The organism is Desulfopila inferna (genome assembly GCF_016919005.1).
Classification (GTDB): domain Bacteria; phylum Desulfobacterota; class Desulfobulbia; order Desulfobulbales; family Desulfocapsaceae; genus Desulfopila_A; species Desulfopila_A inferna.
Genome location: NZ_JAFFQE010000001.1, coordinates 245,172 through 260,671 on the forward strand (window position 1 = coordinate 245,172; position 15,500 = coordinate 260,671).

General features: G+C 47.1%; 10 protein-coding genes. 9 read left to right on the forward strand and 1 reads right to left on the reverse strand.

The window, feature by feature from the left end:
* Window positions 1-104: 104 nt before the first annotated feature.
* A complete protein-coding gene (locus JWG88_RS00975; protein WP_504152892.1) occupies window positions 105-698 on the reverse strand; it encodes a helix-turn-helix domain-containing protein in 594 nt (197 codons plus the stop codon).
* A gap of 471 nt (window positions 699-1,169) precedes the next feature.
* Here JWG88_RS00975 and JWG88_RS00980 point away from each other — a divergent pair, with 471 nt between their 5' ends.
* The 9 genes from JWG88_RS00980 (at window position 1,170) to cooS (JWG88_RS01020) (ending at window position 15,319) form a co-directional block, all read left to right on the forward strand.
* The gene (locus JWG88_RS00980; protein ID WP_205231817.1) at window positions 1,170-3,140 is read left to right on the forward strand and encodes an ASKHA domain-containing protein; all 1,971 of its coding nucleotides are present in this window, start codon (window positions 1,170-1,172) and stop codon (window positions 3,138-3,140) included.
* 177 nt (window positions 3,141-3,317) lie between these two features.
* Complete coding sequence (locus JWG88_RS00985) at window positions 3,318-4,871, forward strand: acetyl-CoA decarbonylase/synthase complex subunit delta (protein WP_205231818.1); 1,554 nt, start codon at window positions 3,318-3,320, stop codon at window positions 4,869-4,871.
* 67 nt (window positions 4,872-4,938) lie between these two features.
* Complete coding sequence (gene cooS, locus JWG88_RS00990) at window positions 4,939-6,969, forward strand: anaerobic carbon-monoxide dehydrogenase catalytic subunit (RefSeq protein WP_205231819.1); 2,031 nt, start codon at window positions 4,939-4,941, stop codon at window positions 6,967-6,969.
* Between the two features lie 53 nt (window positions 6,970-7,022).
* On the forward strand, window positions 7,023-9,236 hold the full coding sequence (gene acsB, locus JWG88_RS00995) for an acetyl-CoA decarbonylase/synthase complex subunit alpha/beta (RefSeq protein WP_205231820.1): 2,214 nt from the start codon (window positions 7,023-7,025) through the stop codon (window positions 9,234-9,236).
* 64 nt (window positions 9,237-9,300) lie between these two features.
* On the forward strand, window positions 9,301-10,644 hold the full coding sequence (acsC, locus tag JWG88_RS01000) for an acetyl-CoA decarbonylase/synthase complex subunit gamma (protein WP_205231821.1): 1,344 nt from the start codon (window positions 9,301-9,303) through the stop codon (window positions 10,642-10,644).
* 27 nt (window positions 10,645-10,671) lie between these two features.
* The gene (locus tag JWG88_RS01005; protein ID WP_205231822.1) at window positions 10,672-11,565 is read left to right on the forward strand and encodes a dihydropteroate synthase; all 894 of its coding nucleotides are present in this window, start codon (window positions 10,672-10,674) and stop codon (window positions 11,563-11,565) included.
* Window positions 11,566-11,811: 246 nt separating this feature from the next.
* Window positions 11,812-12,108, forward strand: coding sequence for a DUF3110 domain-containing protein (locus JWG88_RS01010; protein ID WP_205231823.1), 297 nt, complete (start codon window positions 11,812-11,814; stop codon window positions 12,106-12,108).
* A gap of 21 nt (window positions 12,109-12,129) precedes the next feature.
* The gene (locus JWG88_RS01015; protein WP_205231824.1) at window positions 12,130-12,909 is read left to right on the forward strand and encodes a nucleotide-binding protein; all 780 of its coding nucleotides are present in this window, start codon (window positions 12,130-12,132) and stop codon (window positions 12,907-12,909) included.
* A 451-nt stretch (window positions 12,910-13,360) separates the two neighbouring features.
* Window positions 13,361-15,319, forward strand: coding sequence for an anaerobic carbon-monoxide dehydrogenase catalytic subunit (gene cooS, locus JWG88_RS01020; RefSeq protein WP_205231825.1), 1,959 nt, complete (start codon window positions 13,361-13,363; stop codon window positions 15,317-15,319).
* Window positions 15,320-15,500: the final 181 nt, after the last annotated feature.

Genomic DNA, 15,500 nt, shown 5'->3' on the forward strand with positions numbered 1-15,500 from the left:
TGGAAATAAATATAATTTATGAAAATTGACGGTGTTTCTTATATTGAGTTGCGTTCAAAAAAGAATATACTCCTGCGGCTGGATAGATCTATTTCTTAATAGCCTCATGATGATTCCTTCATGATCATGCTGTTAAGCGTGCTGTTGAGCCATTGCTGTGAGATATTACCTGTACGTTCAGGATGAAGCACCTGAGAGCAGCCCTCTATCCAGTACTCTTTCATGTTGGTTTTAGTGCTGTCCTGCTCACCTTCCGCGGTCGCCTTTCCAGGTTGCCGTTTCCAGCCGTGCCTTGAAAGTAATCTGTAAATAGTTGATTTTGGTACTTCCTTTCCGATGTGTTCCTGGTAGGCATCTTTGATCTCGGCAACTATCAATACCTTGCCTTTTTCTGCCTTTTTAAAAAACGGAGTCAGAAAAAGCTTTTCTTCCTCCTTGCTTAAATGGCTGTTTCTGCGGCCGCCGCGGTCTTTACCGATCAGGGATTTTTCACCCTCTTTGGCGAAGGATGACCAGATTTTTCGAACCGTACCGGGCTGCAGACCGGTAATCTTTGCCACCATAGATGCTTTCATGTTAAATTCAATGCGTAGCCAGATGCACTGTACTCTTTGAAAATCTGACTTTTTTTTAGTTGAAGAGAGCAGCTTTTTTAGCGCTGATCTTGCAGTATGATCGGCAAATGTTGGTGTTTTCATAGTTGAGTGCTTTCTGTAATGAGTTGGCTAATAAAACAATATTGTGAATTATTGAATGCTACTATTTTCAAAATATACAAGCAAGTGTCAATTTTAACATAAAAGCATTGATTTTTAGACGGAGAAAAGGTTATAGCTACTTTGTATCTTTCAATTAATGACTATGGAAGATGCACTCTTACATCTGATCAATGAAAACCACCATAAGTACTTTAAATTCGGGCGAGTATCAAGTGGAGATCAATGTTAAAAATAATGCTCACGGAGAAAATGCTGTGAACAATGCCTTCTCAAAAGGACTTCGTTTTTCGTCCTGTCTCTTACGTTCTGATGATTCACATGGTATCTCTGGTCATTTTTTTCTTAGAAAAAAATACGACAAGGGGCTGTCATCAAAGTTCGGAATGTGCTGTTGATAATTCAGAATGCACCGCCAGTATTTGCCGATAGACATAAAACATATAGGATGATATGCAAAAATGTGTAGTAAAATTCCTACCTCATGAGCGTGAGATTGAGGTTGAAGCAGGAACAAACCTGATCCGTGTTGCCATGGATGCCGGTATCCATATCAATGCCTCCTGCGGAGGAGAAGGGGTGTGCGGTAAATGCCGGGTTGTGCGGGAAGACGGCGAACTTGAAGGCGGTATCACGGAACGGATCAGTCAGGAAGACGTTGAGAAAGGATATCGTCTTGCCTGTCTTTCCACAGTTGTTGAAGACGTAACGATCATAGTACCTGTTGAATCCGCGGTAGATTCAAGCATCCTTAACATGCAGGCGGCGCCCAGAAGCACTGCGGCGACGCAGCATATGGACATTGAGAGTCTCAAAGAACAGGGGTTGTTTATCAACCCGGTTAAGAAGACTTTTCTTGAAATTCCTCCGCCGACCAAGGACGATAATCTCTCCGATGTCGGCAGGCTGGTGCGTTCCTTGAAAGAAAAGGCGGATTGGCATAAGCTCGAGCTTACCGTTCCGGTTATACGAAAGCTTCCTGAAATACTACGAGAAAATGATTTTAAGGTGACAGCTACCCTTGTCAGACCCGTCAGAGATAATGGCAAAACCAGAATTACCAATATTCAGTCAGGAGATACCACCGCAGAAAATTTTGCCATTGCCGTTGATATAGGGACTACTACCATTTATGGACAGCTGGTCAACCTGCAGACCGGCAAGGTTCTGGCCGAGAATGGACTCTTCAACGGCCAGATCAGTTATGGTGAGGATGTCATCAGCAGAATCATTGTTGCTGAAAAACCGGAAGGACTGAAGAAACTGCAGAAAGTTGTAGTGGCAACAATCAATGAAATTCTGGACAATATCTTTAATGAATCGGGAATAGACAGAGAAAACATTTCCACCATTACCATAGCCGGGAATACAACAATGACGCAGTTGCTGCTGCGCGTCAACCCTAGTTATATCCGGCGAGCGCCGTACGTACCCGCGGCAACACTGTATCCACCATTCCGGGCCGAGACCATAGGCATTGATTTAAACGAACACGCTATCGCATTATTATACCCACAGATATCAAGTTATGTCGGTGGTGATATTGTGGCGGGTATCATGGGTTCCGGACTCTATCGTTCAGAAGAACTTACCATTTATATGGATATCGGCACCAATGCCGAAATAGTCATTGGCAACAAAGACTGGCTTGCCTGTGCCGCCTGTTCGGCCGGACCCGCTTTCGAGGGTGGCGGTGTGGAATTCGGTATGCGCGCAGCCAAGGGAGCCATTGAAGATTTTCTCATTGATCCAGTGACGTATGAGCCGATGATCCTCACCATAGGTAATATGCGCCCCAAAGGTATCTGTGGATCGGGATTAATCACCATGATCGCGGTGATGTTTGAAATGGGAGTGATAGACAACAGCGGGAAATTGAACAGAGAGATGAAGACACCACGCATTCGTCAGCGCAATGATGTCTGGGAATATGTGATTTCCTGGAAGGATGAAACGCAGATAGACAGGGATATTTCCTTGAGCGAGGTCGACATCGATAATCTGATCCGGGCCAAAGCCGCCATTTACAGCGGCTGCATGACCCTCCTGGATGAAGTTGGTCTCTCCATGGATATGATGGAACATATTACTCTTGCAGGCGGTTTCGGCAGCTATATCGATCTTGAGAAAGCCATGACCATTGGGCTGTTGCCGGAAATAGATCCTTCCAAAGTAACATACCTCGGTAACGGTTCACTGCTGGGAGCCAAGATGAGCTCGTTGACCAACAGGATTCGAAAAGATGTAGTCGAGGTCACCAGGAAAATGACGAATTTCGAACTGTCGGAGACGCCTTCATACATGGATAATTATGTAGCTGCCATGTTTATCCCCCATACGGATGTCAACAAATTTCCGAAACTGAAGCAAAGGATGGAGGGCAGAAAAAGCAAATTGGAATCAATCCGGGGAATTGCCGATTGATCTTGAAGTTAAAGAGAAGGAAAGATATTGAAAAAACGAAGAACATTTTTCACATTGAATTTATTGGCGAATTAAAAAAAGGGAAGGTCAGAACCGATCTTATCGTTACCTTTACGTGAACGTTACATCGGCTTAGCGACCTTCAGGAGACTAATTTTCACTTTTAAGGAGGCTAAAGTGGGATTTGAAATCAAGAAGGAATCCTTAACCGGAGGCATAAAGGAAATTTCCATCGGTAAGGGGGATAAAGCTATTACCGTGGGCGGAGAAACCTGTTATCCTTTTTATACATTCGAAGGGGATATGCCTAACAAACCTATAATAGCCATGGAAGTCTGGGATATGACGCCCACCGATTGGCCTGAGCCCGCTGTTGAGCCTTTTAAGGATGTTATTTCCGATCCTGCGGCCTGGGCCAAAAAATGTGTTGAAGAATATGGCGCGCAGGCCATTTGCCTACAGCTGAAATCGACCGACCCCAATGACCAGAATGCAAGTCCTGCTTCTGCCGCGGAGACTGTGAAAAAGGTGCTTGAGGCCATAAGTGTCCCGCTCATCGTCTGGGGATGCACCAATCCTGCTAAAGATGAAGAAGTACTTAAGGTTGTCGCAGAAGTATGCCAGGGAGAGAACTTGCTCCTCGGGCCTGTTGAAGAGAAAAATTACAAAGGAATCGGTGCAGCCGCCATGGGATATGGACAGAGCCTGATTTCTTCATCTCCCATTGATGTCAACCTGGCTAAGCAGGTGAATATCCTGCTGGAAAACCTGGGAATGCCGATGGATCGTATCATTGTCGATCCGACTACGGGTGGTTTGGGTTATGGCCTGGAATATACCTATTCGGTTATGGAAAGGCTCTATCTGGCCGCTATGGGGCAGGGTGATGACAAACTGCAGTATCCGATGATCAACAACGTCGGCAATGAGGTATGGAAGTGCAAAGAAGCAAAATTGAAGGTCGATGAAGCGCCTGGTCTGGGTGATCCGGAGCGACGCGGAATTCTGATGGAGGCTGTTGCCGCCGTCACTTATCTGATGAGCGGAAGCAATATCCTGATAATGCGCCATCCCGAATCAATCAGACTTACTAAAGAATTTATCGACGTTATGATGACAGGCGGCAACGCCATGGACTCCAAAGCTATAAATAAACGAATGGCCGATGTCGAGATCGATTTTGCCGCTCTTGCCCCCGAACTCGATTTAACCATTGAAGAAGAGGAAAAAGCAGCAGCACCGGCGAAGAAGGCTGCTCCGGTGAAAAAAGAAACTCCGGCAGCGGCCAAAGCCGAAACGCCGAAAGCAGAAGCAAAACCGGCAGCGCCAGCCAAACCTGAAGCAACCGCAAAACCGGCCGCAGATCCGGAAGCGGAAGCCAATGCCAAGGCAGACGCTGAGGCCAAAGCCAAGGTTGAAGCAGAAGCTAAGGCCAAAGCCGATGCCGAGGCAAAAGTAGCAGCTGAGGCGAAAGCCAAGGAAGATGCTGAGGCAAAAGCCCTGGCTGACAAAAAAGCCGCAGAAGACGCCAAAAAGAAAGCCGAGTCAGATGCGGCTGCCAAGCGAAAGGAAGAAGAGGCTGCTTTGCTGGCTGAAAGAAAGAAAGCTAAAGCTGCACAATCATCGGGGCAGAAGGAAAAGTCCCTTGAAGAAACCGTTACTCCCGCTGCTATCCAGTATACCCAGCAGGAAAAGATAATCCAGATGCTGAACAGATTTCATAAACGGTAGAGCAACGACCGTCTGAGCTGAAGTTCAGTATGAGCTATATTTGAAACAATATGAGGAGGAACCTCAAATGTCAGAAGAAAAAAAAGTACCCGCTGCAAAGACACCCAAACTTGCAGATCCAATGGAAGCATCCATTGATGTAGCAACACAGGAAATGATCAGACGTGCACAAAGGCTGGAGATCGAAACGGTTTTTGATAGAGCGGTTACCATGAAGCCATGTGCGATTGGCCTGCAGGGTATTTGTTGTAAAAACTGTGCCATGGGACCATGTCGTCTCCCTCTGCCGAAAAATGGTATAGAAGGGGAAGACACCAGAAAAGGACTTTGCGGTGCTACGGCAAATACCATTGCAGCACGGAACTTCGTACGTATGATTGCCGCAGGGGCGGCAGCGCATTCAGACCATGGCCGCGGGGTTGCCGAAACATTTTATGCGGCGGTCACCGGGAATGCACCCGACTATGGTATCAAAGATCCGGCAAAACTGGTGCAGATAGCGCCATACTTTGATGTTGCCACCACAGTTGAAGTTGATGGCGTTGTCAAAGACAGAGAGATTAAGGAAATCGCCCTCGCGGTTGCCGAGAAGGCAGTTGCCGAATGGGGCAAGCCGGAAGGAACCTTGAGGTATCTCAAAAGGGCACCGCAGCCTCTCCAGGACAAGTGGGAAAAAGAAGGGGTTAGGCCTCGCAACGTTGACCGGGAAATCGTTGACATCATGCATCGTACCCATATGGGAGTTGACCAGGACTACAAAAACCTTATGAAGCAGGGCACTCGCTGCTCGCTCGCTGATGGCTGGGGTGGTTCCATGATCGGTACCGATCTTCAGGACGTCATGTTCGGATCTCCTTCGCCGCTGCAGTCAGAGGCCAATCTCGGTATCATGAAAGAAGACCATGTCAATATCATCGTTCATGGCCATGAACCTCTGCTCTCCGAGATGATAGTCGCCGCCGCTCAGTCACAGGAAATGATTGATTATGCCAAGGAGCAGGGAGCCAAAGGAATCCAGCTCGGCGGCATCTGCTGTACGGCAAATGAGCTTTTACAGCGTCACGGTGTACCACCTGCGGGAACATTTCTCCAGCAGGAACTCGCTATCATAACAGGAGCCTGTGATGCCATGGTCGTCGATGTCCAGTGCGTCTTCCAGAATCTCGCCAATGTTGCCAAATGTTTTCATACCAAACTTATCACCACCCATCCTATTGCCAAGATGGAGCAGGAAAACGTCATTCATATCGAATTTGACGAGCATTATGCCATGCAGGATGCCAAGCGTATCGTCAAGATGGCAATCGACAACTTTAACAACCGTGGAGCAGATGTCATGATTCCTCAGCACAAAACCACGCAGATTGCCGGTTTTGGTGTTGAGTCAATCCAGTATCATCTTGGCGGCTCATTCCGTGGTGATTATTTCACCTTGAACGACAACATCATTAACGGCCGCATCCGCGGTATTGCCGGTGTAGTCGGCTGTAACAACGCCAGAACCAAACATAATGAAGAGCACATTACTCTGATAAAAGAACTGATAAAGAACGATGTTATCGTTCTTACCACAGGATGCAGTGCAATAGCCGCGGGTATGCATGGCCTTCTGACTCCGGGTGCCGCAGCAGTTCATTGCGGACCAGGTCTTGCCGAGGTATGCGAAACCGTAGGTATTCCTCCTGTTCTCCATCTGGGATCCTGTGTTGATAACAGCAGGATTTTGCTTGCCGCGACGGAAGTTGTCAACGCGGGCGGTCTCGGAAAAGACATTTGCGACCTACCCGCAGCAGGAAGTGCACCGGAGTGGATGAGCGAGAAGGCTATCTCCATCGGACAATATTTTGTCGCTTCCGGCGTATATACGGTCTTTGGTTATCATATGCCTGTAGAAGGTGCGCCGGAATTCAAGAATCATCTCTATAATGATATGGAGAAGATCTATGGTGGTAAATGGGATTGTGAACCGGACCCGATCAAGCATGCCCATAAAATGATTGCCCATATCGACAAAAAGCGAGCTGAGCTTGGTATCGACAAGGCACGTGAAAGGGTTCTCATGGATATGGCTGACAGACAAGCCCTTGGAATGGAATAATATTTCAGCCTGGTTGTGTTAATGAAAATAAATCCTCAAAGAAGGAGGAAAGCATGTCTAGATTAGTAGCGTTCGCAGCAATACAGGGCGGCTATAAGGTTGTCTCGCAGGTGGAAGGTGAACTTGAAAGAGCCTTGCAGTCATATGATGCCAGTACACCAATTGGCTTTCCCAATACAGCGTATTATCTGCCGGTAATTTATTCTCTTACCGGCATGAAATGTGAGACCCTTGAAGATTTGAAGAAGCCCATGGAGTTTGCGCGCGGCCTGCTGCCGCCGCATATGAAAGGACAAAACCATCTACCCTATCTCGGACCGCTTCTTGATGCCGGTATGGCCGGTATTTTTGCCTATGAAGTCAAAGAGGCAATTCGGATTCTCAAGGAACCTGATTTCTATATATCTCAAGAAGATCCCGATATCGAAGCGGGAAAAATCTGGGTAGGGCCTGCAGATGATACTATTTTGCGAAAACGTGGTGTCGAATTTGTTGATGGTTCCGCACCGGGTTTTGCAGCTATCGTCGGTGCTGCCCCTAATGCTGAAATCGCAAAAATGATCGTTGAAGATTACCAGCGTAAGAGTCTCTATATTTTCTGTGCTGCCAATCATTATGGCAAGACGGTTATTGAGCAATGTCTTGAGGCCGGTATGCAGGTAGGCTGGAATACCCGTATCGTACCTTTTGGACCAGACATTTCCTCTGCGGTTTTTGCCCTTGGTTTTGCCAACCGTGCTGCTATGGCGTTTGGTGGAGTTCAGCCGGGTGATTATCGCAAGATGCTGCTTTACAACAAAAACAGGATATTTGCCTTTGTCAATGCTCTCGGCGATATCGGTACCGAATGGGCTGTTGCCGCAGCAGGTTGCGTTAACTGGGGCTTTCCTACGCTTGCAGACACCGATATTCCAGAGATTCTACCTACCGGCATCTGCACATATGAACACGTTGTCGCCAATGTTCCTCATGATGAAATCTGCCAAAAATCGGTTGAGGTACGCGGTCTCAAGATCAATGTTACTGAGATCGATATTCCCTGCGCATTCGGACCTGCTTTTGAAGGCGAGAGAGTACGTGGAGCCGATCTGCACTGCCAGATGGGCGGGGGCAAGACTCAATGTACCGAGTTGGTAAAAAAGGCCGAGATGGGTGAAATTGAAGACGGTAAAGTCAATATTGTCGGCAAAGATATAGGCGATCTTAAAGAAGGCGATACCCTGCCGCTGGGCATTTTTATCCAGATAGCCGGACGTGAATTCCAGGATGATTTTGAACCGATCCTGGAGCGCCAGATTCATCATCTGATCAATTATATTCAGGGCATCATGCATATTGGACAGCGTGATATCTCCTGGGTCCGGGTTGGTAAGGCAGCGGTCGATAAAGGTTTCACCCTGAAAGATCTCGGTGTTGTTCTGCACGCAAAATTCCACCAGGATTTCCAGAAGATAGTCGACAAAGTTCAAGTAACACTTTACACTAACAAAGAGGATGTGGATAAACTTACCGAAACTGCCAGGGCTGAGTATAAGATGCGTGACGAGCGCGTTGACACCATGACAGATGAACAAGTGGAAACATTTTACTCATGCACCCTTTGTCAGTCATTTGCTCCTGCTCATGTCTGCACCGTAAGTCCTGAAAGAACAGGTCTTTGCGGCGCCTACAACTGGATGGACTGTAAGGCTTCTTTCGAGATTAATCCAACAGGCCCTAACCAGCCTATCGAGAAAGGAAAGGTTCTCGATCCTGTGCTTGGACGTTTTGAAGGGGTTGATAAGTTTATTAAATCGGCCTCTAAAGGCGCTGTTGAAACCTATAACTTTTACTCACTGGTCAATGCACCGATGACCACCTGTGGTTGCTGTGAGTGTATCGCCGCCATGCTGCCCAGCTGTAACGGTGTCATGACAGTAGGACGCGACTATTCAGGAGAGACTCCTTCCGGAATGAAATTTACCACCCTTGCCGGCGTGATGGGTGGCGGTGCATCTTCTCCGGGTTTTGTCGGTCATTCCAAATTCAACATTACTCAGAAAAAATTCATCCTTGGCGATGGCGGGCTTCTGAGAATGGTGTGGATGCCGAAGATTCTCAAAGATGAGATCCGGGATCGTCTCAATGCACGCGGTGAACAAATGGGTGTGAAGAACTTCGCTGATATGATCGCCGATGAGACCATTGGTATTACCGAAGATGAGATTCTACCATTCCTTCAGGAGAAAAATCATCCTGCGCTCAGCATGGACCCACTCATTGGCTAAGATAATCTAACGCAGGGGGCGGTTTTTGCCGCCCCCTGATTGTATAACAGAGGAGACAAATACAATGGCGTTAACTGGTATTCAAATATTCAAACTCCTGCCTAAAACTAATTGCAAGGAGTGTGGGGTTCCGACCTGTCTTGCTTTTGCTATGAATCTTGCTTCCGGCAAGGCCGAGCTTGATGCTTGTCCTTATGTATCCGATGAGGCACGCGCTCAATTAGCTGAAGCTTCCGCACCACCAATTCGACCGGTTTCCATCGGCAAGGGCGTCAGGAAAACGAAAGCCGGCGGCGAAACCGTTATGTATCGACACGAGAAAACCTTTTTTAATCCTACACTCTTTGCCGGTATCATCACTTCCGATACTCCCGAAGCTGATGTGGATGCAAAAGTCGCTGCCTGGAATGCCCTGCAGTATGAGCGGGTTGGACTTAACCTGCGCCCTGAGCTTGTTGCCTTAAAAGATGTTAACGGTGACAAAGTCGCCTTTGCCACACTGGCCAAGAACATCTCCGAAAAATCTGAATTCAATCTGATTTTGATGAGTGAAGATGCCGATGTCATCTCAGCTGCAGTTGAGACTGCCGGGTTCAAACGACCTCTAATTTACGCGGCAACCGATGCCACAGTTGATGCCTTCGGCAAGATTGCTTTGGATAATAATCTGCCTCTGGCGGTGAAAGCCGATTCAATCGATGGTATTGCCGCTTTGACCGATAAACTGGTGGGAATGGGAGTTAAGGACCTGGTAATAGATACCGGCAGCAGAGACCTCAAGCAGGCTCTGGAAGATCAGGTCGCCCTGAGGAGGGCCGCGCTCAAGGACCTGAATCGTTCCCTGGGCTTTCCAACCATAACATTTCCTGGCGAAATGACTTCCAATGGCGACATGGAAGCCTTGATCGCAGCGATGTTTGTGGCCAAATACGGCGGCATCGTGGTTCTTTCCGATTTATCTACGGAAGTGATATTCCCACTGCTTTTGGAGAGACTCAATATCTTTACCGATCCCCAACGACCCATGACCGTAACGGAAGGCATTTTCGAAATAGGCACTCCCGATGAAAATTCACCTGTTCTGGTTACCACAAACTTTGCCCTTACCTATTTTATCGTTTCCGGTGAAATTGAAGCAAGTAAGGTTTCTGCCTATCTGCTTATCAAGGACTCCGAAGGTCTTTCCGTTTTGACAGCCTGGGCTGCAGGGAAGTTCGGCGGCGATGATGTCGGTATGTTCGTTAAGAAGAGCGGCATCATGGATAAAGTCAAACATAATGAACTGATAATACCTGGTTATGCCGCTGCCATAGCCGGTGATGTTGAAGAGGAATTGCCGGGCTGGACCATTACGGTAGGTCCTCGCGAAGCCGCACATTTACCTGGTTTCCTGAAAGCTCGCGTGTAACTTTTATAAATTTACGGAGGAAGGATCATGATTTTATTTGGAGAAAGCTTGAATGTCATTTCCAAGGTTATAGGGAGGGCATACAAGGAGCGCGACCCCAAACCAATTCAGGAAGAAGTTCAGGATCAGCTTGACAAGCGGATGGACTACATCGATATCAATCTGGGACCAGCCAAGAAAGACGGTCACGAATTGATGCCCTGGGTTTGTCAGGTAGTTCAGGAAGTTGCAGGCGATGTGCCGCTTCTTCTGGATACATCAAATATCGCAGCAATTGAAGAAGGCCTGAAGGTACTCAAGCCGGCAAGAAAGCCGCATATCATCAATTCAATTATGGCACGCCCGGAGCGGTATGAAGTTATGTTGCCCATGGCTGCCAAATATGATGCTGATTTTGTCGCCTTAATGTGGGGACCGGACGGACTGCCCAGAGATGAAAATGAACGTGCGGCACTGTGTGTTGAGCTGGTTTATGCAGCCAATGAAGCTGGTATCCCGAATGAAAAAATCTGGGTGGATGGCATTGTCACACCTGTTAATATTCAGCAGCAGCAATGTGTCAGCCTGCTGAACTTTCAGATGATGCTCGAAGATATCGCACCCGGAGCCATGAGCACTTGTGGGCTTTCCAATATTTCCAATGGACCTCCCGTCGAGTTGCGTCCCATACTCAACACTACCTATATGGTAATGCTTGATAGATACGGCATGAAGTCGGTGATCTCCGATCCCCTGGATACTAATCTTACCGCGGTTGCCAAGGGTGAGCGTCCGGAAATTGTCGAAGTCATTCATCAGGCAATGGACGGCACCGCACCTGATTTGAGTACGCTCGATAAAGAACTTGCGGACTATGTAAAAACAGTTCGGGTTATCACCGGTGAGTCACTGTTCTCGGATTCTTATCTGGATCTTATGTAAAACAACAGTGTTCTGTTAAAAAGGCCTCATCCTGCTGGATGAGGCCTTTTTTATTTGATTGAACTCGTGTGTTTATCATTTCAGACTATTGTAATTTATCCCAGTATGTTTATTACTTTTGATACGTTTAGCCGAGATGCATCCAGTATTTTAATGCATACGAAAAGTACTTCCAGGGGTACTGAAATGAGTGGCAGTTCATCGGGAAGGCATCAAAAAACATCTTGCTTATATTAGAGGTTAGTCGTGACTGAAAAAGCCAGTACCAAAGGATGGGTTTATGTTGTTGTTTGCGAGCCGGAAAAAGAAGCCACTTTTTTAGGGCTCCACAATAAGGAAAAAAAGATCGATTTTATCCCGGCTTTTGAGTCGAAGGATGCGGCAAATGATTGCTTTCTTTCCTTGCCGCGTGAGAAGGGAAAAAAATACGAAATCCAAGCTGTCCACATTGAAGAGCTCTATGAAGATGCAGAAAAAAATGGCTTTGTAGTGGCTATGGTCGACAATGATGGTAAAGTCATTGGCGACGACCAGGATGACTGATTTAAACATGGAGAATTATTTGTGAGTCTTAAAGTTGCCTTTGGCGGAAAGGGCGGAGTCGGCAAAACCACAGTAACATCGCTGCTGGCTCGCTGTCTTGCCGCAAGAAATGAAAAAAATGTGATTGCAATAGACGCAGACCCGGTTACCAATCTGGCTGCCGGTCTGGGCATACCTGAAGATGAACCTATAACCCCGATCTCCGAACTAACCGAATTGATAGCTGAGAGGACGGGCGCCGAACCAGGCACCATGGGAGGATTTTTTACTCTCAATCCCAAAGTTGACGATATCCCCGATCGTTTTTCTCTTGAAAGAGATGGAGTAAAGCTTCTGGTAATGGGCACTGTCAAAAGTGGCGGATCCGGGTGTATATGTCCGGAAAGTACTATCCTGAAAGCCTTGATGACCCATCTTGTACTCTATCGTGATGATATTGTTCTGATGGATATGGAAGCCGGCGTTGAACATCTGGGAAGAGCTACTTCAAGCTCTGTTGATGCCCTGGTTATTATAGTCAATCCCGGAGCCAGGAGTAGGGTGGCTGCAGCCCAGATCAAGAAACTCGGCAGCGATATAGGCATCAAAAATATTATTATTCTCGGCAATCGTGTTCGTAGCGAAGAAGATAAATCGCTTATCAGAAACACTTTGCCGGAATTTGATATTCTTGGTTTTCTTCCTGAGATGGATGAGATTGTCCAGGCAGACCGTGACGGGGTTAGACCTTTTGAGAATATAGAAGATGCTCCTCAGGTCTTGTTTGAAATTGCTCAAAAATTATCCGACCTTCAATCCTGAATAAAAGTTGCCACCAAACTTTCAGACGGCTAGATAAGAGGGTTAAATAGAGAAGACCCGGCACGATGTTTTTTGCAGGCTTGCGATGTAACCTTTAGTACGCCCTAAAACTGTCGAAAAACTTGCAACACAGATCAAGCTTTTCCCGGTGCCGCCTATCCTGATATTTTTCCTCAGAATTTGCCATCCCGCCTATCCCAAAAAATCATTGGTAATCTGAATTAAGTGAAATAATTTCGCCACCATACCACGTTGTGGTATGGTGACTTTTCACATCAAACTCAACGTATTTGTTTGTCATTCCGTGGTTTTTTCCTCCAGTATTCTTGACTTTGAGTCATTGTAGGAATAATATCTATTCACGGCAGTAACTCACACTGTATTTTGAAACCGTGGAATTCCGGCTGGTATGACATTCAGCCGTAATCGTGTATTAACACCTGGAGGGAGCATGGCTAAGCTTAGGGAATTACAAAAAGTAGAAGATATCACCACCTGTGAATCGACATCGCAGATGATCATCAAGGCGAGACAAGATGGAGTCGAACTCTTTTTCGATAGAGCCAATGATATGAAGGCCTGCCCGATTGGTGCCCAGTCGGCATGTTGTAAGCACTGTGCCATGGGCCCGTGCCGCATGAATATTAACGATCCTTATGACCGGGTGGGAATTTGCGGCGCGACTGTGGACACCATCGCCGCCAGGAACTTCGGGAGAATGGTTGCAGCCGGAACTGCTGCTCATACAGATCACGGTATGGCCATGCTTGAACTGTTTAAAGGAGTTATTGACGGAAAAGTCAAAGACTTTTCCATCAAAGATCCGCAGAAGCTCTACGAGGTTGCCGAATCACTTGATATTGAAACAGAAGGAAGGGGTATCAAGGAAGTGGCCCTGGATCTCTATCGTGAGCTCGAGCTTACCTATACTCAAGTAAATGGTGAAATCCCTCTGGTAAAGAGGGTACCCTTAAAAACACTTGAGTCATGGCGAAAGGAAGGCATCGTCCCACGGGGAGCAATGCGCGAGATCATGGAAATGATGCACCGCACAGCTATAGGAGTGGATCAGGATTACGAAAACATCACCAAACAGATATCGAGAACGGCGTTGGCCGACGGTTGGGGGGGATCAATGGTTTCCACAGAAATCTCTGATATTCTTTTCGGTACGCCTTCCCCGATCGAAGTTCAAGTTGACATGGGGGTGTTGAAGGAGGACCATGTCAATATCATTGTCCACGGACATGAGCCGATTCTGCTTGAGGCCATGATGGTATCCGCGGCAGATCCTGCGGTTCTCAAAATGGCAACCGATGCCGGGGCAAAAGGGATAAACCTGGTAGGCATGTGCTGCTCGGGACTTGATGTTCTCTCCCGGCACGGCATTCCGCACGCCGGTAACTTTTCCTCTACCGAAGCCGTACTTGTCAGTGGTGCTGTCGATGCCATGACCGTCGATATACAGTGTATCAAGCAGGATCTTTTCAAGGTGGCCGAATGTTATGATACTGCGTTCATTACCACTAATTATAGAGCAAAGATCGAAGGGGCCACGCATATCGAATTGGATGACCATGATCCTACAGTCTGCACCGAAGAGATAATTATCAAGGCTGTGTCCAGGTTCCGAAATCGCAGTAAAAGAATCCAGATCCCTAAAAAAGTGGCTCGCGGCATTCAGGGTTTCTCAGCTGAGTATATAAAATATATGCTTGGCGGAGCTTTCAGAGGAAGTTATAAGCCTCTCAATGATAATATCATCAACGGCAGAATAAAAGGAGTTGCCGGTGTAGTTGGCTGCACTAATCCGCGATCGAAGCAGGATTTCTCTCATGTTGAACTCGTTAAAGAATTGATCAAGAATGATATTCTGGTCTTGCAGACAGGGTGTTCTCAAACTGCCCTTGCCAAAGCGGGCTTAACTGTACCCGGTGCAGCTGCTCTGGCCGGTGCTGGTCTGGCTGAGGTCTGTGAAACCGTAGGTATGCCTCCTGTATTGGGCTTTGGCTCCTGTGTCGACAACAGCCGGATTCTGGTGGCGGCTTCGGAAATGGTAAAGATGGGAGGATTAGGGGATTCCCTTGCCGACCTTCCTGCCGCGGGATGTGCTCCGGAGTGGATGAGTGAAAAGGCAATTGCTATTGGCCAGTATTTTGTTGCCAGCGGCATATATACTGTCTTCGGTCATACTTTTCCTATTATCGAGGGAACCCGTTTTGAGAAGCATCTTTTTGAAGAACTTGAATCCAAAGACTTCGGCAAGTGGGGTTTTGCAGACAATCCCTATGATATGGCAAGGCTCATGATCGCACATATTGAAAAGAAACGTGCTGCTTTGGGAATTCAGGACAAAAAAGAGCGTGTTCTTGCCAGCATGGAGGATCGGAGATCACTGGCCATGGTTTAACCTCTGACAAGGGGTGTAGTGCCGAACTGCTTGCACTATACCCCGGCTGAACTGGATAAGACCTCTGAACAGACTGTTTTCTTGCAATAACAAGAAAATAATCTGTAAGGTGATAAAAAGGCAGCCGCAAATCGTAAAACTTATGATTACTTTTTCTAAAAAGAAATTCTCCGACCTTTTT

Excerpts from the sequence above, each read along its gene's own strand:
- JWG88_RS00975 (WP_504152892.1), bottom strand. The coding sequence starts at position 698 with ATGAAAACACCAACATTTGCCGATCATACTGCAAGATCAGCGCTAAAA.
- JWG88_RS00980 (WP_205231817.1), top strand. The coding sequence starts at position 1,170 with ATGCAAAAATGTGTAGTAAAATTCCTACCTCATGAGCGTGAGATTGAG.
- cooS (WP_205231819.1), top strand. The coding sequence starts at position 4,939 with ATGTCAGAAGAAAAAAAAGTACCCGCTGCAAAGACACCCAAACTTGCA.
- acsB (WP_205231820.1), top strand. The coding sequence starts at position 7,023 with ATGTCTAGATTAGTAGCGTTCGCAGCAATACAGGGCGGCTATAAGGTT.
- acsC (WP_205231821.1), top strand. The coding sequence starts at position 9,301 with ATGGCGTTAACTGGTATTCAAATATTCAAACTCCTGCCTAAAACTAAT.
- JWG88_RS01005 (WP_205231822.1), top strand. The coding sequence starts at position 10,672 with ATGATTTTATTTGGAGAAAGCTTGAATGTCATTTCCAAGGTTATAGGG.
- cooS (WP_205231825.1), top strand. The coding sequence starts at position 13,361 with ATGGCTAAGCTTAGGGAATTACAAAAAGTAGAAGATATCACCACCTGT.